At 42.5% G+C, this 22,350-nt stretch carries 15 protein-coding genes; 7 read left to right on the forward strand and 8 right to left on the reverse strand.

The annotated features are described in order from the left end of the window. Positions 1-126: 126 nt before the first annotated feature. Positions 127-2,241 (forward strand): tRNA-guanine transglycosylase DpdA, encoded by a 2,115-nt coding sequence (dpdA, locus tag PseudUWO310_RS08285; RefSeq protein ID WP_223805580.1) that lies wholly within the window; start codon positions 127-129, stop codon positions 2,239-2,241. Position 2,242: 1 nt separating this feature from the next. Further along, positions 2,243-4,006 (forward strand): hypothetical protein, encoded by a 1,764-nt coding sequence (locus PseudUWO310_RS08290; protein ID WP_142600215.1) that lies wholly within the window; start codon positions 2,243-2,245, stop codon positions 4,004-4,006. Positions 4,007-4,013: 7 nt separating this feature from the next. Here PseudUWO310_RS08290 and queD read toward each other — a convergent pair whose 3' ends face one another. The 4 genes from queD to PseudUWO310_RS08310 are packed head-to-tail and all read right to left on the reverse strand — an operon-like array spanning position 4,014 to position 5,691. Beyond that, a complete protein-coding gene (gene queD, locus PseudUWO310_RS08295) occupies positions 4,014-4,394 on the reverse strand; it encodes a 6-carboxytetrahydropterin synthase QueD (protein WP_142600216.1) in 381 nt (126 codons plus the stop codon). Positions 4,395-4,453: 59 nt separating this feature from the next. Next, the gene (locus tag PseudUWO310_RS08300) at positions 4,454-4,723 is read right to left on the reverse strand and encodes a DUF4926 domain-containing protein (protein ID WP_142600217.1); all 270 of its coding nucleotides are present in this window, start codon (positions 4,721-4,723) and stop codon (positions 4,454-4,456) included. 4 nt (positions 4,724-4,727) lie between these two features. Then, complete coding sequence (locus tag PseudUWO310_RS08305; protein ID WP_142600218.1) at positions 4,728-5,060, reverse strand: DUF6883 domain-containing protein; 333 nt, start codon at positions 5,058-5,060, stop codon at positions 4,728-4,730. 52 nt (positions 5,061-5,112) lie between these two features. Next, the gene (locus tag PseudUWO310_RS08310; protein WP_142600219.1) at positions 5,113-5,691 is read right to left on the reverse strand and encodes a bacteriophage CI repressor; all 579 of its coding nucleotides are present in this window, start codon (positions 5,689-5,691) and stop codon (positions 5,113-5,115) included. 116 nt (positions 5,692-5,807) lie between these two features. Between PseudUWO310_RS08310 and PseudUWO310_RS08315 the strand changes: the two genes are divergently transcribed. Genes PseudUWO310_RS08315 through PseudUWO310_RS08335 form a run of 5 tightly spaced genes read left to right on the forward strand, consistent with a single transcriptional unit; the run spans position 5,808 to position 13,532 of the window. Then, positions 5,808-8,201: a DEAD/DEAH box helicase gene (locus tag PseudUWO310_RS08315; RefSeq protein ID WP_142600220.1), complete on the forward strand. Its 2,394-nt coding sequence runs from the start codon at positions 5,808-5,810 to the stop codon at positions 8,199-8,201. Further along, positions 8,198-9,511: an AAA family ATPase gene (locus PseudUWO310_RS08320; RefSeq protein ID WP_142600221.1), complete on the forward strand. Its 1,314-nt coding sequence runs from the start codon at positions 8,198-8,200 to the stop codon at positions 9,509-9,511. The genes PseudUWO310_RS08315 and PseudUWO310_RS08320 overlap by 4 nt, the downstream gene beginning before the upstream one ends. 2 nt (positions 9,512-9,513) lie before the next feature. Beyond that, positions 9,514-10,224: an HNH endonuclease gene (locus PseudUWO310_RS08325; protein ID WP_142600222.1), complete on the forward strand. Its 711-nt coding sequence runs from the start codon at positions 9,514-9,516 to the stop codon at positions 10,222-10,224. Next, on the forward strand, positions 10,221-11,135 hold the full coding sequence (locus PseudUWO310_RS08330) for a tRNA-guanine transglycosylase (RefSeq protein WP_142600223.1): 915 nt from the start codon (positions 10,221-10,223) through the stop codon (positions 11,133-11,135). Before PseudUWO310_RS08325 ends, PseudUWO310_RS08330 begins: the two co-directional genes overlap by 4 nt. Before the next feature lie 51 nt (positions 11,136-11,186). Next, complete coding sequence (locus PseudUWO310_RS08335) at positions 11,187-13,532, forward strand: DEAD/DEAH box helicase (protein ID WP_142600224.1); 2,346 nt, start codon at positions 11,187-11,189, stop codon at positions 13,530-13,532. A 182-nt stretch (positions 13,533-13,714) separates the two neighbouring features. Here the strand turns inward: PseudUWO310_RS08335 and PseudUWO310_RS08340 are convergent, their stop codons facing one another. The 4 genes from PseudUWO310_RS08340 to PseudUWO310_RS08355 form a co-directional block, all read right to left on the reverse strand. Continuing rightward, the gene (locus tag PseudUWO310_RS08340; protein ID WP_190315952.1) at positions 13,715-14,395 is read right to left on the reverse strand and encodes a hypothetical protein; all 681 of its coding nucleotides are present in this window, start codon (positions 14,393-14,395) and stop codon (positions 13,715-13,717) included. Continuing rightward, positions 14,388-15,497, reverse strand: coding sequence for a hypothetical protein (locus PseudUWO310_RS08345; protein ID WP_142600226.1), 1,110 nt, complete (start codon positions 15,495-15,497; stop codon positions 14,388-14,390). The genes PseudUWO310_RS08340 and PseudUWO310_RS08345 overlap by 8 nt, the downstream gene beginning before the upstream one ends. A gap of 147 nt (positions 15,498-15,644) precedes the next feature. Next, positions 15,645-16,832, reverse strand: coding sequence for a PD-(D/E)XK nuclease family protein (locus tag PseudUWO310_RS08350; protein ID WP_190315953.1), 1,188 nt, complete (start codon positions 16,830-16,832; stop codon positions 15,645-15,647). A 9-nt stretch (positions 16,833-16,841) separates the two neighbouring features. Further along, positions 16,842-22,271 (reverse strand): DUF3883 domain-containing protein, encoded by a 5,430-nt coding sequence (locus tag PseudUWO310_RS08355; protein WP_142600228.1) that lies wholly within the window; start codon positions 22,269-22,271, stop codon positions 16,842-16,844. Positions 22,272-22,350 lie beyond the last annotated feature (79 nt).

The following is a 22,350-nucleotide window of genomic DNA, read 5'->3' on the forward strand; positions in this document are numbered from 1 at the left end:
AGTGGCTAAATGATTCGCGTAGTCCTATTCAAAAAGTTGTTGAAATGATTAAAGGGCAGTGTAAGCTAAGAGGCTATGCCAAAATCTACAACAACTAAATACAAGCATCTGGACAACTATTGACCAATGAGTATGAAAAAAAATAATCAACCTCGCATCTTAGTGATTACTTCCTGTACGGGAGAAAAGGTTTTTAAGCCTGATGAGCAACTAGGGGTTAAGGACTTTGAGAATAGGACTCAACTTGCTATTGAGGAGAAGAAGCTGGCTCAATATATATGTTCTGCATCTGAAATGTATACGGGGATGCAGCATTTGCGGTTGATGGAGGGGATAGGTTTATTTCGTAAGTCTCTGGGGGAAAAGTCTATAGATGTGAACATCCTTTCTGCTGGTTATGGGTTGATTGCTGCGGATCGAGCGATCGCACCCTATGAAGTGACTTTTAACAATATGAAGGGACATGAGGTTGATGCTTGGTCAAAGCTGTTGGAAATTCATGAAGACTTTGAAAAAGCGGTTCGAGATTACGATCTGGTGTTTTTATTGTTGGGCGAAAACTATCTGCGATCGCTAAATCTCCCTGTTATTACTAGACCAGACCAGACGTTTATATTTCTTGCTTCGCAAAGTAGTAGAAAGTGGATTAAGGGATTGGATGCGAAAACCTATGTGTTGGGGCTATCCAATGCCGATGCAAAGAAGTATAGCTATGGATTAGTTGGTTTAAAGGGATTTTTGTTTAAAAAGTTTGCTGAAGTGGTTGTGCAGCAACCAGAATTGCTAAGCAAGCTTTATGTAAAGCCTGAAGAGTTTGCACTTTTGCTGGAACCTAAGCAGGAAAATATTGACCAGTTGGAGTTGACGCTTGGCGTGCCTAGTGTGGCTGTAAAGTCGTCTAAGAAAAAGGGTAAGTCGGCGATCGCGGAAGGTGCTGAAGAGGAGGAGGAGAGTTCGGAGTTTTTGCCAATTCCTGATTTGCCCCCTGCACCGAATTTGCATTTGGGAATGAAGTATTTTATTCCTGAGTGGGATGATCATGTTGATCCGACTTATAATTTTTTGACGGATACGCTTACGCCCGATCGCGATCCCCATGAGGATGAAGTGTATGCCCACGAAATTTATCCAACACCTAACTATGATGCGATCTTGGTGTCAAAGGTGGTTGTGGAGGCTAGTAAGAAGAAGCGGCAAAAGATTGAGGAGATCGGGATTCACAAGTTCATTCGCTTTCAAGGGGAGGTGATGGGGGACTGTGGGGCTTTTGGCTACATTAAGGAAGATGTGCCACCCTATAACACGATTGAGATTTTGGACTATTACGAGAAGCTAGGTTTTAACTATGGTGTGAGTATTGACCATTTGATTGTGGGACCTTTTGCGGAGGTGGGGGTGCGGGAGATGCGCTACGAGTTGACGCTTAAGAATGCTCAGGAGTTTATTGAGCAGCATCGGTTAGGGGGATATACTTTTACGCCGATTGGGGCGGCGCAGGGTTGGAGTCCTGAAACCTATGCGGAGGCTGTGAAGCAGTTGATCAATATGGGCTATGACTATATTGCGCTGGGTGGTTTGGCTCGCGCCACGAGTAAAGAAATTATTGAGATTTTAAAAGCAATTCATCCACATTTACAGTCCCATGTGCGGATACATTTATTTGGTGTGGCGAGAATTAGTGCGATTCCTGTATTGCGTCATTTAGGGGTGACGAGTTTTGATTCGGCGAGTCCGTTGCGGCGGGCTTGGTTGGGTTCGGGCGCGAACTATCATACGCTGGGAACCAAGATGTATAGTGCGGTGCGGATTCCGCCTGTGAGTCGGCATGGGGTCAGGATTAAGCGTGTGATTGAGGCGGGAGTCTCGGATAGTGAGACTTTGCAAAAGTTGGAGCAAAATTCTTTGCAATTGTTGAGGGAGTTTGATAAGGGTTTAAGGGGATTGGAGGAGACGCTAAATGTTTTGCTGGAGTATGATGCGCTTTTGGAGTTGCCGAGGGATGGTTTGGTCGATCCTGCTTTACAGGCAAAACGGTTGGATAAGCATCGGGAGATGTATGCGGATTTGTTGATTGACAAGCCTTGGCAGCATTGTGATTGTGTAATTTGTAAGGAGGTGGGTGTAGAGGTGATTATCTTTAGGGGTAACGATCGCAACCGTCGCCGAGGGTTTCACAATACTTTTGCTTTCTATAAGCGTTTTCAGGAGTTGTTGGCTTCTTTGCAAGGTAAGGATTCTTAATATGGCAAATGAAACGAGAGGAATTTTGTTTGAAACGATCGCTGAGGTGGCTTTGCGAAAGGCTGTCGCGATCGCAGGGATTGCGGGGGAGGTGCGATGGAATCAGAAGCCTGAAGGGATGAGTATTATTCCTGATTTTACGATTGGTGTTGATAATACTTGTCTTAGTCATGTAGTTCTAGTTACTGCAAGTGGATCTTCTAAAAACACAGATATGAAATCTTGGCGCAACTTAGGAGAATTACAGGAGGTTAAAGCTCAAATTTCCACTATTCCCGCAGTTATCAGTCTCTACTTTAAATCAGAGTTTAAAAAAGGTCTGCTTACGGTAGGAGAAGCTCTTTATGATGCAACTCTTCATATTGATCGACAACCTTACTTTGTTGAGATAGAAAAATGGGTGTTATCTCTTTCTCAACAAGGTAAAATAACAAGAGAAGAAAAACAGTTATTGCTCGACCATGCAATAAGTAGTAACTTATCTCTCAAGCAATCCATAGAAACACTGTCCGAAGATCTAGCGCAGGCTTTAACGCAACGTAATGCTAGTCTTGATCCTCTTTGGCATCTTATGGCTGAAGATTATGCAAAACCTCATCATCCGCCTACAGCAAAGACTACAACCTTGCGGCGAGGATTGGGTAAATTGTTGGTTTTAGAGCCAGTTTTGCGGCAGATGGTCTATGCGGGTTATACAAAGACAACTGGAATTCCTAGTCAACACTTGCCAGAATATGTATTTGATTTGGGCTTTTTTACAAAGACATTGGGAGGAGGAAAACTCACGGATGATGAAATGAAAGGCGCGATTGAGTTACTCGGTGCAGAGGCTTGTGAGGCAGTTTTACAAAAAGCTCCTGCTCCTATGCAACCATGGATTAATGAATTACGCCAATTAGAGAATATTCCAAAATTTTTAAATTTTTTCACTAGAGAATTTGATCAAGTTTCTCATCCAGAAAAATTAACGGAAATGCTTTTGCAGTGTCATCGAAACCCTGAAGAGTTTGCCCAAAAATATGAGATTTCATTTGTAGGTAATTTAAGCCGCAACTGGCTATTTACGACTCTAATGGACTTGGTAAAAGCAAGTACAGGAAAAGTACAAGGATTTGGTTATGCACAGTTATCTACTGAAATAGGAAATTCAGAGCATATTTCATCTGGTTATCTGACAATTGCAGATTGGGCAAATCGGGTTAGAAATACAGAATTACCGACAGAAGTTTTGCAAAATGTATCTAATGTCCTAGCTTTGAAAATTCGCAATATGCAAAAGTTAAAGATTCTCAGTTTACAAACTCAACTGATAGAAGCTACCAGAAAATCTGTTATGGAAGATAGACTTATCCCATACTTGAATTTTCAGCCATTGCTGTGGTTACTGGAAACTGAGCTAGACAAACAGGGTAAACCCTACGCTAAGAAGATTCCCTATGAGGGTTGGGTGAATGAATATGCCAATGTGGGCAAGAAAAGTGCAACTACTCCATTTGTAAAAGTTGGTACAACACTCATTCACTGGAAAAGTAGCTATGCTAGTCATCCCAACGACAAAACCAAAGAACTCTCAGCGAGAGCAAGAAGCATCAAATATCAATACCATCCCACAACCAAAACCTTCTCGCGTCGCCAAGGAGTAGATCGTCTTGCCCTGATCGTTGATGGCGATTGGAAAGACAATCACCTCCAAACCCTTACTAATTCTGGATGGGACATCATAGTTTATCCTGACGAGATCGCCAGCTTGGTGAGCAGATTGTAGAAACTAACTAAGCTTCATCTTCACCAAAATATATGCAACTTGATGTACAGGTTTCCTGAATCTCCACAGAATACAAACCCTCTAGCCCATCTTGTTTCAGGTAATTGAAAATCCATCTAGCCAACTCCTCACTAGTTGGATTTTCAAGCCCAGTTGATTCATTGAGGTAATGGTGATCGAGATAGCGATCGCGCATTGGTTCTAAGTACTTCTTTATAATTCCATAGTCGAGAACCATACCCACCTGCGAACCCTCAGATTTGAGGGAATCGCTTTTGATCGAGACTTTCCCCACAAAAGAATGACCATGCAACCTTTGACACTTACCATCGTGATGCGGGAGCTTATGCGCCGCATCAAATCGAAATTCCTTAGAAATTATCCACATATAAAACTTAATCCAGATCGGGATCGATACCCATTGAGCGTAACTTCGCAGCAAGTAAGTCAGGCAGCAACAAGCTCATACTGAAGCACAATAAATTCATTCGCTTTTAAGTATGCCATCGCATATTCACATCCATAGGAATCCGCAAACTCAACTAAGTAGTAATTTTCATTATCTTTTGGGCGTATTTCCACAATTGTTCCCACTAACCCACTAGGCAAATAAGAAGCTGATTGATAATCCGATTCAAGAAGTGTAAGCCTCTCAGCAGGGATGGGTTTAAGAATAGCCACAGGGTCGAGTAGCTTTTTAGTATTCTTAGTATTCATTGTTCTATCGCCTCACAAAAGCAGTGATCAATCTTGGATAATCAGTTCCTATGGCAATTTCCCAAGTGGTACGGAGTTCCACTCCCTCAGAGTTAGGGATTATCCAGTCCACTTTGTATTGTTGCCCAAATGCAGTAGTACTTTGTTGCACAACTTCACCTTCTACAGCAGCTACTTGAATAAGTTGTAAAAGCTGCTCAGTATTTTCCATTGTAATTCCTAGCTTAGCTTGAAAAACTCTGGCTTTGTCCTTACCTTTAGGGTGGTTAACATTTAAGCAATAGTCAATCAACTTGCGTATAGGAATATCGGCGCGATCGCCATTAGGTAATTTCATACTGGATTAGTTTTGGCTAAGGGTATTATTACCTGTTTTGTTTGCTGATAGTTTACTCCTCCGCCAATAACTTTTCGAGAGCAGGGAAAAGCCGATCTAACTCGCGATCGTCGATTTTACCAATACGCTCTTGGAGCCATTGCTTTTTTTCATCTATGTTAGTAGGACTTGACAATAAAAAAATTGGTTCTTTTTCTAAATCTACACAACTAGAAATTTTAAAGAATTTTTGAATTTCCTCTTTGTGTTTCTTGGCTGGAATGTGTTTACGCTTTTTCCAATTAGAAATTACTTCATCACCAATATTTAGGCGTTCAGCGAGTTCACCTTGCTGCCCATACCTTAAAATTTCATTGAGTAAGTACAGTATATTTTCCTGCCAGATATTATATTGACTCCTGTATTTCTCAAATAAGTCACCAAGTATTAGAACTTCTAAGTCATCCTTACTTATTTCAATATGTTTTCCGAGTTCTTGTTGCTCTTTGTCAGATAGCTTTTCCCCATTGAGTAGCTCTTTTGCTCTTGTCTCACTACTGTCAATCCAAGTGGCAAGCACTTTGCTCCACTTTGAACGTGGATGTTTTTGACTCCATAGTAAATAGCATAAATTTTTCGATTGATCGTCCATACAACTTTTTTTGAGATTGAAAATCATCAACTCAGATTTTTACTTTTAGTGTTTTTGTCAATAAACACTAAAAGTAGTGCTACACTTTTAGTGAGAAGTAATGCTTGTTGATAATTATGTCCAAAAGTTTAGCAGTCTCAAGCCGTAAAACTAGCTGCACTTCGCCTGTACAACAGCAAATCCTCGATAGCGGCATTTTGACATCGGGATTTAGTTGTATTTTGCAAATGCCCACAGGTAGCGGCAAGACATGGCTAGCCGAACAGGCGATCGCCCACACGATCGCTAGAGGCAAAAGAGCAATCTACCTTGCTCCGCTAAAGGCTTTGGCATCAGAACTAACGACAAAATGGCAAACCACCTTTGCGCCTCATCTTGTTGGCGTATTTACGGGAGACTATGAAAACAGTAACTATCCCGTGCCTTACGAAAAAGCGCAACTGATGGTAATGACTCCTGAAAAGTTTGATGCTTGCACACGCAACTGGCGATCGCACTGGGCTTGGATTCCTGATGTCGATCTGGTAGTGGTAGATGAATTTCACTTACTAGGCGATCGCCATCGTGGGGCAAAGTTAGAAGCTGCCTTAATGCGATTTTTGCGTTTAAATCCCTTTATCCGCATTTTAGGATTGTCCGCAACCTTGGGCAATCGCCGAGAGCTTGCCGACTGGTTAAATGGGGTCGAGTTTTACGCTAGCGATCGCCCCATTCCTCTGACTTGGAAAATCGCTCATTACAAACGCGCCCAAGACAAACCAGAGCTACTAGTCCACGAACTTGAGCGCAATTTGGCAGTGGGTGGCAAAAGTCTAGTTTTTGTCCAAAGTCGTCGTCGCGCCGAGTTCCTATCGAAACTATTGCAAGAACGCGATTGGCAAGTTGCCCATCACCACGCAGGAATAGAAAAGCAAGAACGCAAAGAGATCGAGCAAAATTTTCGTAATGGCAAATTAGAAGTTCTGGTGGCAACGGCAACCTTAGAAATGGGACTTAACCTACCTGCCAGACAGGTAATTCTCTATGACCTGCAAGGGTTTGACGGAATCGACTTTGTGCCGCTACAGGTGAATAGTGTGTGGCAGAGAGCAGGACGAGCAGGACGACTAGGACTCGATCTCGAAGGTGAAGTCGTATTGTTAAGTCCCTCTTGGGATAGTCATGCCGATCAGTATCCTCAAGGGAAATTTGAGCCGATTAAGTCGGGCTTAGCAAATGTGAATGCTCTCGCAGAGCAGGTAATTACAGAAGTTGCCAGTGGATTATGTCGCACGGTGACACAACTGCAAGGCGTATTTGGGCGATCGCTTGCGGCAAAACAAGGGACTTTGCCCTCGGTCGAGAAAGTCGTGAGAGATATGCTAAAAGCCAGAATGCTGGAGGAATGGAAATCCGATGAACGCACCTATCTCAAAGCCACTAAACTAGGCTATGTAGCGATGCGCCATCTCCTATCGCCCCAGACCGTTTTGCTATGGGTGAGAGTCTTGCGATCGCCTTTGCAGTTAAACTTTTTCGATCTGATCTTGCTAGTGGCAAGTTGTCCCGACTATCAGCCTCTCATCCCTGTCGATTACGAGCAGCTTGAAGATCTAGGCGAAACTCTCTCCAAAGAACCATCGGTTTTGCTGGGATGGGAACGCGCAAAACTGCGATCGCTTTTGGGAATTGACGGCAAACAACTCTTAGCAGCAATTCACACGGCTTTAATTGCAAGGGACTGGACGAGATCAGGTGATGGAGTGGCGATCGCTGAAGCAAGAGGTTGCTATGCCTTTGAGGTGGAATGTGTTCGCGCCGCAATGCAGAGATTGTTGTTAGCAATGGCGAATATCTGTACGACGATCCAATCTCCAGATTTTGAAGATCCTGAAGTTATCCCTTTGGCAGAAAAAGTCAAAGTATTAGAGCGCATGATCTCTGGTGGCTTAGATGAAAGCACTGTAACCCTGACATCAGTTTCAGGTATTGGCGCAAAATTTGCTAAACGTCTCAAGGAATTGGGTATTCATGATCTTGAGGATTTAGCACTTACAGAGTCCTCAGAAGTTATTACTGAGGGTATATCTCAGAAACGCTTACAGAAGTGGATTGATGCGGCGAATGAAATGGTAGGAGATCGCTTTTCTGCTTTTCGCTATCGAGAAGAAATTACAACTAATACGATTGTCTCTAATACTTTCCCTGATGCGATCGATCCTTACCGCTTGCGCCGAGCCTTAGAATTGCGGGTTACAGGCAATGAAGGTAATGTTTATCGGGTGGTTGGTGGGCTAGATCCGCATCTGGTCACTTGTCATCAGAATATTTATGACTGTGATTGTCCTGATGCAGCTAAGGGTAATGTTTGTAAGCATATTCTGGCAGTCCGCATCTTTCGTCATGACCAGTTTTTGCTAAGCTCATTAAAAAGTATTAAGCAATCAACCGAGGGGCTTGACCTCAAGGGGTTGTGGTATGACTACCCATCTGATGTAAGCAATAAGGCGATCGCGCGAGGACTAACATGAAAATCCGCCAGCTCGAACTAAAGAATTTTCGGTGTTTTGACCAGAAGACCTTTGAGTTTTCCGATCAATTCAATGTCTTCATTGGCGATAACGGCAAAGGTAAAACGACTTCTGTAGAAGCATTAGCATTAATAATTGGTGCATTCGCTTCAAAGCTTTATAGAATATATGAACCAAATATGTGGCTCAGTCGGATTCAAGATTCAGATATTAGACAAGTTAGGAATAATGGGAGAGTTGAGAATAAATTACCTGTTGAAATAGTTTGTAAATCTGTAATTAATGAATTTGAGATTAAGTGGTCAAGTTCTCTCAAGGCTGTGTATGGAGCTACTGCACGCTCTACTGGTCATGTTCCCTCACTATCTTCAAATATTACTGAATTTATAGATAATTTAAATAGACAAGTGGAAGAAGTTAGAGATACACCGCTTCCCTTAATAGCATATTATGGAACACGTAGGCTCTGGGTGGTGAGTAAAACTCAATCAGACTTTGATAACATGAAAAACGCATTAGCAAGGGAATCTCGCTTTTGGGGATACACTGATTGCCTTGAACCTAGATCCAATTTAATCCTTGATTGGTTCAAGTTTGAAGATGTTCAAATCTTAGAAAAGGCAGTTAAAATTCATCAAGCAATTTCAAATGCCCTATCGACTTCTCAAATAGATGGCTGGGTTGAGATGAATTATGATGCTAATGAAGATACTTTAATTGTTAGATCGCTTGATGGTAAGTCGCAACAATTTGTAAAATTGAGTGATGGTGTTAAAAATATGATTGGAATGGTTGCGGACATTGCATATCGTTCTATTGTTCTAAATCCTCATCTAGAAGCTAATGCACCCAAAGAAACTCAAGGAGTAGTTCTGATTGATGAAATTGATTTACATCTTCATCCTAATTGGCAACGTCGAGTTGTTGATGACTTAAAACGTACATTTCCCAAAATCCAATTTATTACAACTACTCATTCTGAGCATATCATTCAATCTTTGAGAGAAGGCGAACTAATTGACCTCAATAATCCTGACTCTATACCAGCAGCAGAATATGAGAATAAAAGCATAGAAGATATTGCTGAAAATGTTATGCATGTTCCTCAAACGCACAGAGCTGATCGTTATCAGAAAATGATGGATGTAGCTGAAAGATACTATCAAATGCTAGAAAATACTTCCCAAGCATCTCCAGAAGAAATTGAAAGACTGAAGATAGAGCTAGATGACCTCATTGAGCCATATAGTGATAATGTTGCGTACTATGCTTTTTTAAAGATGAAAAAGCTTGCAGCATTGGGAGAGTAAATATGCGTCCAGTCGAACGTGGCAGTGTACCTACTAATCCAACAACAGGAGTCCGAATATCTTTTAAAGAACATGGTGATGCTAAGCCCGAACTTTTACAAAGGATAGGGAGATACTGTTCTTATTGTGAGAAACCGCTTACACAGTTAATTGATGTTGAGCATATTTTACCAAAAACACATTTCTCTAAATTAGAGACTAATTGGCATAATTTTTTGATTTCATGTAGAGTTTGTAATGACATTAAAGGACATTCTAAAATAAAGAGAAAAGATTTTTATTGGTCTGATGTAGATAATACCTTCAGGATTTTGGAATGTCATTTGAGTAGTGGAGCTATAAGTGTTAATCTTTCTCTATCTATTACAGAACAAGTAATTGCAAAAAATACAATAGACTTACTTGGTTTAGATCGAAAGCCTGGACACCCTAAATATAAGTATGGATCAGCAGATGTCCGTTGGCAAGAACGTCTTACAGCTTTAGAGATAGCTCAATCATCCTTAAGAGATTTGCAAAATAATGACACACCTCAAATGAGAAATCAAATTGTGCGTACTGCTCAAGGACAAGGTTTTTGGTCAATTTGGATGACAGTCTTTCAGAATGATCCTGATATGTTAAACCGTTTGATAGCTGCTTTCCCTGGAACTTGTAAGAGTTGTTTCGATCCACAAGGGAAACCTATACATCGTCCAAGAGGAAGAATATGAATATAGAAAATCGTAAATTACAAACTCGTAAAGGCGCGATCGCATTTCCTGCCTATATCCCTGTCACAACTTTTGGACAGAAATATCCACTCGACAACTTAATTCGTCCTTATTTGCCGAGACTTGCTCCCGCAGTGATGGTCAGCCATTACTATGCCAAACAAATGACTGCGGCTCAGTTGCCTAACTTGCCGATGTTGGTTGATTCGGGAGGATTTGCGGCTTTATTTGAGAATGCCAAGATCGTCAAACGCGATCGCTTAGGCATACTGGAAATCAAAAATGTGGAAACTGATGAAGTAGAGGTGATCCACCCAAAAGCCGTATTGGAATTTCAAGAACAAGTTGCCGATGTTGCCTTTACCCTCGATTTTCCGATTCCGCCTAAATTAGACAAAAAGGAAGCAAAACGAAGACAGGAACTAACAATCGCTAATGCACTATGGGCAATTAACAACCGTCGTCGTCGCGATCTTCCCCTTTATGCTTGCGTGCAGGGCTGGGATATAAAGTCGGCGCGTGCCTGTGCTAAGGCTTATGTCGGGCAAGGATTCGATGGTATTGCCATTGGTGGGCTAGTGCCGCGATCTCAGGATTTACCCTTAGTTTTGGCGATCGCCGAAGCAGTTCGCGAAGAGATTGGTGACTTGCCTCTACATGTTTTTGGATTAGGTAAACCTGAATTAGTTAAGGAGCTTTTTCGAGTTGGTGTGGATTCGGTGGATAGTAGTTCCTACGTGAAGTATGCTGCTGATGGGAAGTTGTGGAGCAATCCTAGTTTGACCTTGATTGAACCGACTCCTACCGATCGCTTGCATTTAGCACTTCATAACTTAGCAACGGCAACGGGAGCTACTTTACCTTTAGCAGCATCTGAGCAGTTATTAGGCTTGTTTCGTTCTTTTAGATAGGGGTTGTGATCCTCAACTCTCAAGGAAATTAGAAAATTAATTGTGCGACAAATGCAACAAATTTTTTGCGGTAAATCAGGTGAGTCGCTTAGTCCTAGAAATGCTGATTGGCAATCTCTCAATCTCGATCCAGTTTGGCAAAAGGCGATCGCGATCTTAGCGCCCAATACCACTCCCCGACAGGTGCAGATAAAGGCTTTGGGAGAGATGCGAGTTTTAGAATCGCGCCGCAATCTGATTGTTTCATCTCCGACCAATAGCGGCAAAAGTTTGGTGGGTTTGCTAGTTCTCTTAGAGGCAATCCATAGCGATCACCGAGCGATTTTGATTGAGCCACTAAGGGCTTTAGCTAGAGAGAAAGTGGATGAATTAGAACTTACGGCTAAGCGATTAAGTAAGGTCTTCGGGAAAAAGATAGCAGTGCGGATTTCGACAGGAGACTATCGCATTGAAAGTGAGTTGCCGAGCGATCCGCCTGTAGGTGGTGAAATTATTGTGGCGACTCCTGAGCGGCTGGAAGCACTTTTGCGAAATCCTGCTCATGGTCAGTGGCTGTCAACGATTGGGGCTGTATGTGTTGATGAGGCGCATCTGATTGGTTCCAAACACAGAGGAGCAACTCTGGAGTGCTTAATCACTTCTCTATTATGTTTACCGATGCCACCGAGATTGGTTTTGCTATCGGCAACCTTGGGCAATCCTGAGAAGTTGCAAGCTTGGCTTAGCCCTTGCGATATGGTGTCGGTAGCAAAAAGACAACCTCCTCTTGCCAAATGGGTATTGGCATTGGAGAAGGAAGAGGATGCGAATATTGTTGTGGCAGATTGGCTGGAGAAGCATTTGCAAACGCCTGAGTCACAAGCTTTAGTTTTTGTCTATCAAACCAAATCGGCGGAAAAGTTAGCGACATTTTTACAAACGGATCGGAAGATTATTGCGATCGCTTACCATGCCAAGATGAGTCAAACCCAGAGAGAAAAGTCTCGGCAACAGTTTGTGACGGGTGAGGCGAAGGTAATTGTGACGACTACAGCTTTGGCTATGGGGATTAATTTGCCTGCGACCCATGTGTTAGTTAGGGACAGCACTTTTCCGATGGAAGGTGCTGTGAGCATTGCCGATCTGTTGCAGATGATGGGTCGCGCAGGACGAGGTAATCGTGAAGGTGTGTCTGCCGTTGTGGTGCGTGAGGGTGAGGGTTGGACAGCAGAGACGCTCACCACAGCTTTGCAGAGTGAAGAATTACCTGCGATCGCATCGGTATTTGAGCAAGATCGAAATATTGGCTTCAAGAAAAGTGTCGATCGGGAGAAGACAAAGACCGCACCCACGGCAACGGCTTTTTTAGCTGCTTTGTTGTCTCGATGGGACGATCGGGGAGCAACCCTTGCTCAACTGCAAGCATTTTTCGGGCGATCGCTAGGCGGACAGCAGTTGGTCAGTCAAGTGCCGATCGCCTTGCGTTGGTTGGAGGGACAAACCCTTGCCTATGGCGATCCAGAGTTAAAGACCTATCGCCTCACTGTGTTAGGTAAAAAGGCAACCTTAGCAGTGCTACCTTTACCTGTGGCTTCTGCCTTTGGGCAATTAATTCGCGACTTGCTGACGGTTGATCCTGCTGACGAGTTGTTGCAAGCGTGGCGATCGCTTGATTTTTTACTTTTGCTCTATCTCCTATCCGAGCGATCGCCAAGTTTGCGTAGGTATAGTGTGAAGTTGGTGGAAGCGGTTGATAGTTGGTGTGAGGCTAATCCAAATTTGGTTCCATTGTTGTTTCGCAAGTGGATGCAGGGCAAGGTGGGATTTTCCAAAGCAAATGAGGTTTTAGGTTCGCTGGGATTATATCCGCCGAAGTCGGGTAAGTCGGGGGATGAATGGGCTGTGAAGTTGTGTTACTCAGCGATGTTTCATGCGATCGTACTGTGGGAAAGGTCACAGGGTTGTGGCATGACGGATATTGAGCGACGGTTTAAGGTGGAGGGTTTGGAAGGAATTGAGGAGCGTTGGCGGGATGAGTTGTTGTGGTTGCTGTCGGGGATCTCGAAGTTGTTGGATGTGCGGACGTTTTACTATCATTTGCGGGAGGAATGTCGGGCGGATAGCGATCGCATTAAGTTAGTAAAGCGTTGTTTTGCGATGATGGAGATGCAGGTTTACGAGTTGATGGAACATCTGAAGTATTGTTCTCCTTTAGGGGTAATGTTATGCGAAATGCGCCGACTTGCTCCGCAAGGGAAGCTAAAAATTGGGGTGCGATCGATTCGGAAGTTGGAGGAGTCGGGAATTGAGAGTTTGAAGGATTTGGCAAGGTTGAGTGTTGAGGAGCTTGTGGGGTTGGGTATTCAGCGCAGGGTGGCGGAACGGTTAAAGGGTTATGCTCGCAAGCGAAGTTTGTAATCTAGTGGCATGGGTTAGCAATTACTTCTCCAATCTCTTAACTGAAATGGCAGTCCCTAAAACCTTTTTATGCTTCTGCGTAACATGAGTTAGGATCTTACGAGTCCTTGAATAATCAACCCAAGTCTAGTCTTAATTTTTGTCTCATCCAACTGTAACTTCCTTTAGGTTGCTAAATAGTTTCATCGATCTATGGATTGCAAAATCAACTTAATATCAAACAAAGTAGCAATCACCGTAGAAACCTTGCCAACAAGATTTATATACTCTTCCATATCCACCTCACGCTCATTCCCATCCAAAGATGGATGCGCCGCCTTGTTACGAATCTGTAAAAGTTCGTCTACCTGTGATGATTCCATGCCTAGCCTTTTCCTAATCGCATTCCTATCAAAAGTTCCATTATTTTCTGGCAATCTTCCAATTTGCTCCTGAAAAGCTTTGTAAAGTTGTCGATTTGGCAAAGGTCTTTCACGAGATGCAGCAATACTTTGTTGAGAGTTATTGGATTCAACCAACAGATCTACAGAACGTACTAAATCACTGATGCACTCCAGTAGTTTTTTGATGCCATCTGTCACTTGACCTTGGGCAATAGTTACCTGAGCCACCTTGATCTTATCTCCTATTTGATCGAGAGTTCCTAATCCAGCTACAGATACCGACACACCAAGATCTCTAGCCGTACTATAAATACTTGCTTCAACTGACCTGCCAAGACGTAAAGCCGCTTCTGTATAAAATTCTTGTTCTACAAGTGCTTGTGACTTTTTTAGCTCCCGATAAACTGCAATGTCTGACGTTTCAGCTCGGTTAATAATATCTTGTAGAGCTTGGATCTCTTGCGGAAGCTTTTCAGACATAGACTTTGGCGATCCGCTCATAAAAGGCTTCTTTATCTTCAAAGAGAAATTCCATGAAGAGAGGACGCTTTTGGGCAAAGTCCCAAGGTAAAACTGTCCAACCCGCAGATTCCAACACATTTATAAAATAATTCGTTGGTTTATTATCCTCAGTCCTTTCCAGCAAAATTAATAAGTCGTCAACCTTGTTTTCCAATAAAGCTCTAATCATCCATGCATCTGAAATTAACTGTCTAGCTCGATTATTTTCATGGGCAGGTTGAGGCGCAAACAAAATTTTAATAGCTACGCCTCTCCCATCTGGAGATCGCCAAATTAGGGGCTTTGGTGTAGGCAACTTGTAGTTCTGCTGTAACCATCTCTCAGCGACTTGTGGATGTTCAAACTCACCTCCAAACCTTGATTGGATTGTATTTTGAATAATCTTCTCAAACTCATTCTTAAATCTCGAAGATACTTGTAGTGCTTGCTGATCATTTCTTATGCTAGAAAGATGTTGTAGATTTTGAGTTCTATTTTCATCCAAGCAATTTCTTGCTAAAACCCTCAAACTTTCTCCAATAGAATCTGTAGCAACTTTATCTGCTAAAAGACTAGAGAGATTAAGCGACTCTCGCCACATAGATTCTATATCCTGAGACTCTGTGATATGAAAGTCTTTAGAATCCCCTCTATCTAAAATGTCTTGAACTAACTTGTTAAGCTTAATAGAACTTCTAAACTCATTAAAATCTGGCAACTCTTCACCATCAAGAACTGCATCAAAGAATAAAGAACCATTCTCACCTTGATTAATTTCTAGTTCATGCTCATTTTCTCGGATTGTAACTGCAACAACTGGTATATATCGCCCATATTGGCTAGCAAGATTAATCCGCTGAGCCAAGATATTCTTTGCCTTGTACTGCCACATAATCCGATTAAACCAAATAACCTCTATTACGATTGGGAATGGTTCAATCACAAGAAAGTCTATAGGTTCACTACCAAGAGAGATCGTTTTTTTATCTTCAATAAATGTAGCGCCAGAAACTGTTAGCCATTCACCTACACGACTCTTCAGATTCTTGAGTATTTCTACTTTTTTAGTTGTGTATTTCATGTTTATCTCCTTGCTTCATGTTTGCTGAACACACCACATAAAAAGACTTACTGCCTACTTTAACTCATTACATAAAATTCGCCCACCAAACTCAGAAATATTCACAAACAAATCTTTGTTTTACCTTAAAGATTGAATTAGACAACTTTACCCATCCTTTACCAAAGGCAACTTTGGCTCACTCTCAGCAGTATAGCTAGGGCAAAATGTCCGAGCATCACAGGCAGTACAAGTACTCTCATCCTCCGCATTCTTCTCCCAAGTAGACAGCACCCGTCCATGCTTCAACTCCTTACCCCGACACACCTCAATGCGGGCAACTGCATTGTCAAACTCCTGCAACGCATGAGCAATAGTTTCCTCTGTCACAGGCAACAGGCGCAAAGCCCGTTTCAGCCGAAACTCAAATGGCAAAGTAGGAATCGGCTCATCCTTGCGACCTTTCCACTCCCGCAAAATGCGTTCCGCCTCACTTCCCTTTTCTGGCACTACATCCGTCTCCCCTCTAGCAATCTCCTCGCGCAATCGCCGCAAATCTCCCCTCGTTGGCAGCAACTCATTCAAGTAAATAATCGCCCCAGCCATTACAGGCAAACTATCCTCCTGTGCCTGCCGCAAATGGGCATAGGTTTGGGCTTGCCAACCGTAAATGTCCCAAAAACTTGGCTTATTTGGGTCAAATGGCTTTAACGATGGACGACGCATCCCCTTATAGTCGAGAATTACCTCAAACTCACTGGGCGGACGCAGCGATCGCGCCTTAAAATCTGTCAAAAGCTCCTTTACCAATAGGTTTCCCCACAAATCTGGGTCGTAAAGTTGCACGTTAGTTACCACATCGATCACACCCATCATCTCGTAGCGATCGGCTTCCCGAAAGCGATACTCCTCTGGAATGAGATCAATTGGCAACGATCGCGCACCCGTCAGCCTCACCTCCGCTCGGTGAATCAATGGAAATAGCTCTGCTCCCAACTCATTCACAGCAACCCTTGCTCTAGCGTTACCCAACTCCTCCAAGTCCTCTCCCCAAGGGAAAAGCTGCTGGGCGGCTAGTCGTTTCTTGATCAGATCGCAAATTTCAGTGATCGTCTCCTCAGACCAAGGAGGCAAGTTCTTCTCTCCCCTTCTCCGTGACTCATCAAATCGACGATAGGACTCTTCCAATACTCCGTGAATAAATTGCCCGAACCAAGCCTGAACGGGACGAGTCGATGGCAAGTTGCCAATCCGCGTATAGCGGTACTGAAGCCCACAACGCAAGAATCCCAACAAATCTCCCGTCAAGCTATAGGACGGTAACGTATACACCACAGGTCGCTTAGAAAGTTGCATCATTTAACCTCAATTAGTTTGTTTGTCAGTATCATCATTTGCCAGTTGTCGCCAGCTATCGTCGTAATAGAACTCACCGACCCAACCCACAGGATTTTGAATTGTAATTACTTTTGCGGCATCGGTTTCGGCTTCCTCAACTACATAGAGCCAAAAGTCATCTTGCCGAATGTTTCCTTCCTCAAACTGTCTGGATGACATACAGACTCCTCGTTTAGTCCATTTATTCCGTAGCGACTTCACTTCGATATAGCGCACCTTTCCAGTCTGCCTGTCTATAGACTCAACATCATATCCAGGATGATTTGGGGCAACTTCATTCATGTCTTTGGGATCTCGCCCATGCTGACGCTCATAATCCATCACCTTAGCCATACCCGCAGTATCAATTTTCCGAGCCTCTGACTCTGGGATATCTTCTACACTCTTCTGCGGTTCGATCTCTAAGCCAGACCGAACTCGCACGCCATTACGATATTGCTGACTCGGAGTTATCCTTTTGGCAAGCGATCGCAATTTAGCTCGCCCACCAGATCGACTCCTAGCAGTTCTACTTGGCAACATACTCGGCATTCTTTCGGCTGTGGAAGACTCAGCAACTGAGCTAACCTCGCTTGTCTGAGCGGTATTTTCAACATTCCCTTGACTAGGAGACTTCACATCTAGAATACTTCTCGGTCTTGTAGTGGACGCTGGAGGCTGAGCAGGTTTAATGATTGGACTTACGGGTACTGGAGTTGGAACAGGATTATTCTTGTTACTAGGAATGGGTTTGGGAACAGTTGATTTTGCAGGAGTATCGCTAGGTGGTGGATCTGACTTAGGAATATCGGTTGTCTCATTGATGCTCTCAGTAACTGCTTCTTCGGGTTCAATATTCTCTAAATCTCCAAGAGAATCATCACCAAAAATATCATCAGATTCTGCTGTTTCTTGGACATCAGGCAACTCCAAGATTAGAGAGGGAGGTAATGGTTTTACTTTGAGTCGATCTAAAAACTTCTCAATCTCAGAAGCTTTACTATTCAAGATCATAAACAACCGCTTGGTATCACTTAGTTTAAGATTTTGGAGATGCTGATTTAAGCTCTCAGTCAAGCGATCCTGCATCAAATCTTCGCTATCTTGGCTAAGATAAAAGACTAGCTTATGTTGCTCAAAGTAGTAACTGCCTTCCACTCCTGACGCAATACAGTCTTGATCAAGCATGAGGTTGGTACTAATCTTGGCAGCAGCTTGAACTGAGACTTTGCTCAGCCAATCTAGGTCTACCTGTACGTTTCCATACTGGTCTAAAATAAGCCGCTTCAAGCCCATGATAAATTCAGGCGATCGCATAAGGCTTTGCCATTTTTCACATATTTTATTTGCCTCCTGATCATCAGAAGGATTGATTTCCTTAGTAACCTCATTAACATCTTTTGCTAGAGAACGACTGCCTAAGGTGATCGCTAAGCTATGAGGAACTTGAGGATGTAATATCTTTATCGCATTGCGGTCTCGGACAGCCTCAATTCGCCAAGGCGCATCAGGGATCAGAATCTGGTCGGGAGGTAATAGCAAATTGTCTTCAGTCAGCAACAGCAAATCGTAATCTGAGGCAGAAAGTTTTTCTTTTTCTAATTCCTGTGTCAGAAGTTGTAAAACTTCATAGGCACATTTCGCATCGACTTCACTCAAAGCGTTACCTTTACAGTCATCTGCCAACTCAGCCATAAAGTCAACATAGTCATCAATTTCAGGAAATTTCTTCTGCCCAAGCAATTCATAAACTTGAGAGATTTGCGGCTGAAGAATTAAAAGTTTTCCTCTTCGTTTGCCAAAGTAAGGCACTTTATTCTGAAAAGTATGATTTGGAAGCCAAAACTTACCCTCTGCATAATCCCACAAGCATTTAAGCTCTCTAAATTGATCTTGTAGCCATTCCCTCTCTTTTAAATCTTTACTATTGCAGAAAGAATTGTACAAATAATAATAAATAGACTCAATTGCCTTGTGAAAAGCATCATTATCAATCCCATTCCCATCAGATGTATTCCACAAATTTATGAGCAACTTGAAGTGAGCGACGACAGAATGCTTGTCAGGATAGCTAAAGCCAAACGCAGATTGAAAATCTTTTGATGGGAGCCTACCAACCAATATTAATGGCTTTTGACTAGCAACCAGATTGCCATAGTTACCAAAACAAACTTCATTGCTACGATAAAGCTTATTCACTGGAATTTTAAATCCTATAAGTCTCTTCAGAAGTTCTTGATTACACTCCGCAGGAAGCCATTCTTTTTGCTTTAAAACATTAGCCAAATCATTAAATAGCTTATATTTGCTCAGAGTTTCCCAGTTCTTTTCGAGGTAGCTAAATATATCTTGCAAAGACCTTGAGATTTCTGGAGTTAACCCAAATTTGGCTTTTTGAATTTGACCATCAACATAGTTTTGCAAATCCGTAGCGCTAGGTGCTGTTTGCATCCTTAATTCTTGGAAAAAGTCAAACCATTCATCCTGATTTTTATATACTTCCATATCAGGAGAGTATGCTCTTTCTCTCAAGATCTTTCTTACTGCATCATAAACTTTCGGATGATAAATTATATTTGCTGCCCTTAGCTGTCCATCAATACAACGAATTAGCCGAGCCTCTCTGACTTCCTTCTTTAAGTCAGAACTAGGATCACCGCTCTTTGCCTCACCCTCCGCAAGATGTAAGTAATTTTTAATCCACTCTAAGGCTTCAATCTGTTCAACATTACTTAGGTTGATATAGTCTCTCAACAAATAGCGAAGCATTGTTGCATGGTTTAGTGGCTTTACTTTTAGATAGTCATACAAAATTTTCCAATCTTGATTAGTTTCACTAGCCCCTAAGCGCAACAACTGCAATTTACCAGCAATTTTAGGAAGTTTATAGCCAGTGGGGACAAAAACTCGCTCATTTATATCGGTCAATTCTCTTGAAATAGTGGGATAAATTGTTAACTGGCGTAATTTTGTTTTGCGTCCTTCGTCATTTTTGCCATCTCCATATAACCAAGTGCGATCGCTACATAGATAGTCAACTAGCCTCTCATAAACTTCTCGGATGTAAACTGGCAACTTAGGCAATCCTGCTAGTTTGTCAATTACCTTTGGCACGGAGAGCATATCAATCATTTGGTGAGGATGCCGACTGCGGAAAGTAGCGATCGCATTCTGTAACTCACCTTGTGCGGCAAATAGTCTCACCCCAAAGTATTCCAACATCTCTAGGATTTCTCTAGAGAATTTAGTGCCATACCATAGGGGTGTTGCATCATTTGCTCCTACATACAATAAGCCATCTCTACAAGGTACTAAAGGGATTTGCTTAAACTCAAGGGGAAAGATCTTGAGATCCGCTAGATATTGATAAACCAAAGCTAACCAATCTGTACTAGGAATCGCTTGCCCATCGGGTTGCCACTCAACTGGATTACTACCATCTGGAGAAAGTAAAGCCTTGAGCCTCTTGGCTACTTCCACAGGCATAAATGAAGTAATTCCATTAGACTTTTCGATATCTCTTACTTGAGTAACCAACTCATCATCTAAGAACCACTCAGGAAAATCGACAAAGATCTGCTCTTGCAGAATCTCATAGTCATCTGGAGGAGTAATGTAGATAAATCCCGCAGTGCTATATCCAAAACTCTGCAATGTCCCATCTGCCAAGATTGCCAATGGTAAGCCGTGGACATCTCGAGTCCGATCGCTAAGGCAATATTTGAGCAAGCCGATCACCCACTCTTTTTTACGCAAGCAAGCTCTAGGGGCTTGATCTAATGGCATTCCTAATGGGTGTCTTGTTTGTAATTGCGATCGCATATCTGAGGGTTGAAAAGTGGCAAGGGGCTTGGCAGCATCCTTAAATACTGACTCAATCGCTAAGGGCAAGGGAGGATCGGGCAAATCAATTTTCTCTAACCGTAAAGGCTCTAGCAGATCGTCCCAACCTTTTGGCAAAACCTTGATCGTTTTTGGCTTCACCCAATGACTATCAACCACCTGACGCTGACTCTCATTCATAGCAGGATGGGCGATCGCCGATCGCATTACTCTGTGAGATTGGATTTGCTCAATCACAAATTTTGGTAGATCTTTGAGCGTTGGATTGCTACTGCTGATAGGAAAAAATGTGTAAAATCTCTGAGGATCTTGTTCACCTACGTCTTCAACTAGAGATTTAATTAAATTGGCATAGGCATGGGAGAGTACGTGCTTTACAAGTAACAAATTCCATTCTGCTCTAACATTTCGCTTCTGATCTAAATGATCTGCTTTTCTAGTTAGATCTGTCCTAGCTTCGTCTAGGTCAAAGAATCCGTGAACGTGAACTGGTAAGCCAGTCGCAAAGTTTAAGGGGAGAAAGCAATATGCTTTACCTTCAATTGAATCGGCTTTGACATTAGCTTGGGAAGTTTTAATTTTTGCAGCAACTCCAGCCCAAGGAACAGCTTTCTCCTCACATTTAGCCATCAGAGCTATTCCGCTTTGGATCTCCTGTTCGTCAGAACGAATAACATTGCAGACTCGCCATGTTGAAGTAAAGGTTTCTTCTTGATTTTGTGTCTCAATTTCTTGCAGGTAGGAGATCGACAATGAGGATGATGAGCCAGACTGAAGTAGAGAAGTTAATTTGTGACGTTCTGCAAATACCTGTTGCTTATTTTTGGTAGTGACTCTCAATAGCTCACAAACCTCTCGATCCACAATTTCACAGACCCTGATCTCGTCAACAGATTTGAGAAATAGTAAAATATCTTCAGAAATATTTAAAAGTTCGTCACGAAAATTCTGGATTGTGTCTCTGTCAAATATTGTGTTTGAGATAGAGTTAGCGTTGCGCTGAGGTTGGACTCTTAAGGGCAAGCGAAATACAGTTGAGTTTGCAAGGGCATATCCTTGAGGAAGTCCTGATTCATATAGTTTGAGAAAATCTTGAATTTCTCGATCTGCAAGTAGCCAACCTTCTCCACCTCTTGGGAAAACAGTGGTATGCGGATCGAAAAACTTAATTCGATCTAGAGAGGCAAAGCTGGGGTAATCGGTGAGATGGTAAACAGAGTTAAAGCCTAGACCAAATCTACCTGCCTTCGTGAGATCCGTTTGCTTACTGCCCTCGCCAATCTTTTGAATTGCATCAAAATCTTTTTCTTTAAATGCGGCATCATTAAAGATGAGCAGTGCAGGTTGTAAGAACTGCTCCATGTTTGGCTCAGGAAGATCGTCAATATGATGATTTCTCCAATCTAAAGTGATTTGGACAGTCCTTGCCTCCGCGTCGTCAGCATTTTGAATAAGCTCTTTAACGATGCCTAATCCCCCTGTATAGGCGCGAATTAGTCTTTTAATGGTTGAAATTAGAGAAACTGTCTGTCCTCCACCCAAACGGTTGTTTTGATTCTGGTGTGGTGTATTCATAATTGGGTTTCCTGAAATACCTAAAATTTTGTAAAAGCCTTTACTAGCTGTTTTTGAATGACGATCGCAATCTAAATGT

This window comes from Pseudanabaena sp. UWO310 (genome assembly GCF_006861605.1).
In the GTDB taxonomy this organism is placed as follows: Bacteria; Cyanobacteriota; Cyanobacteriia; order Pseudanabaenales; family Pseudanabaenaceae; genus Pseudanabaena.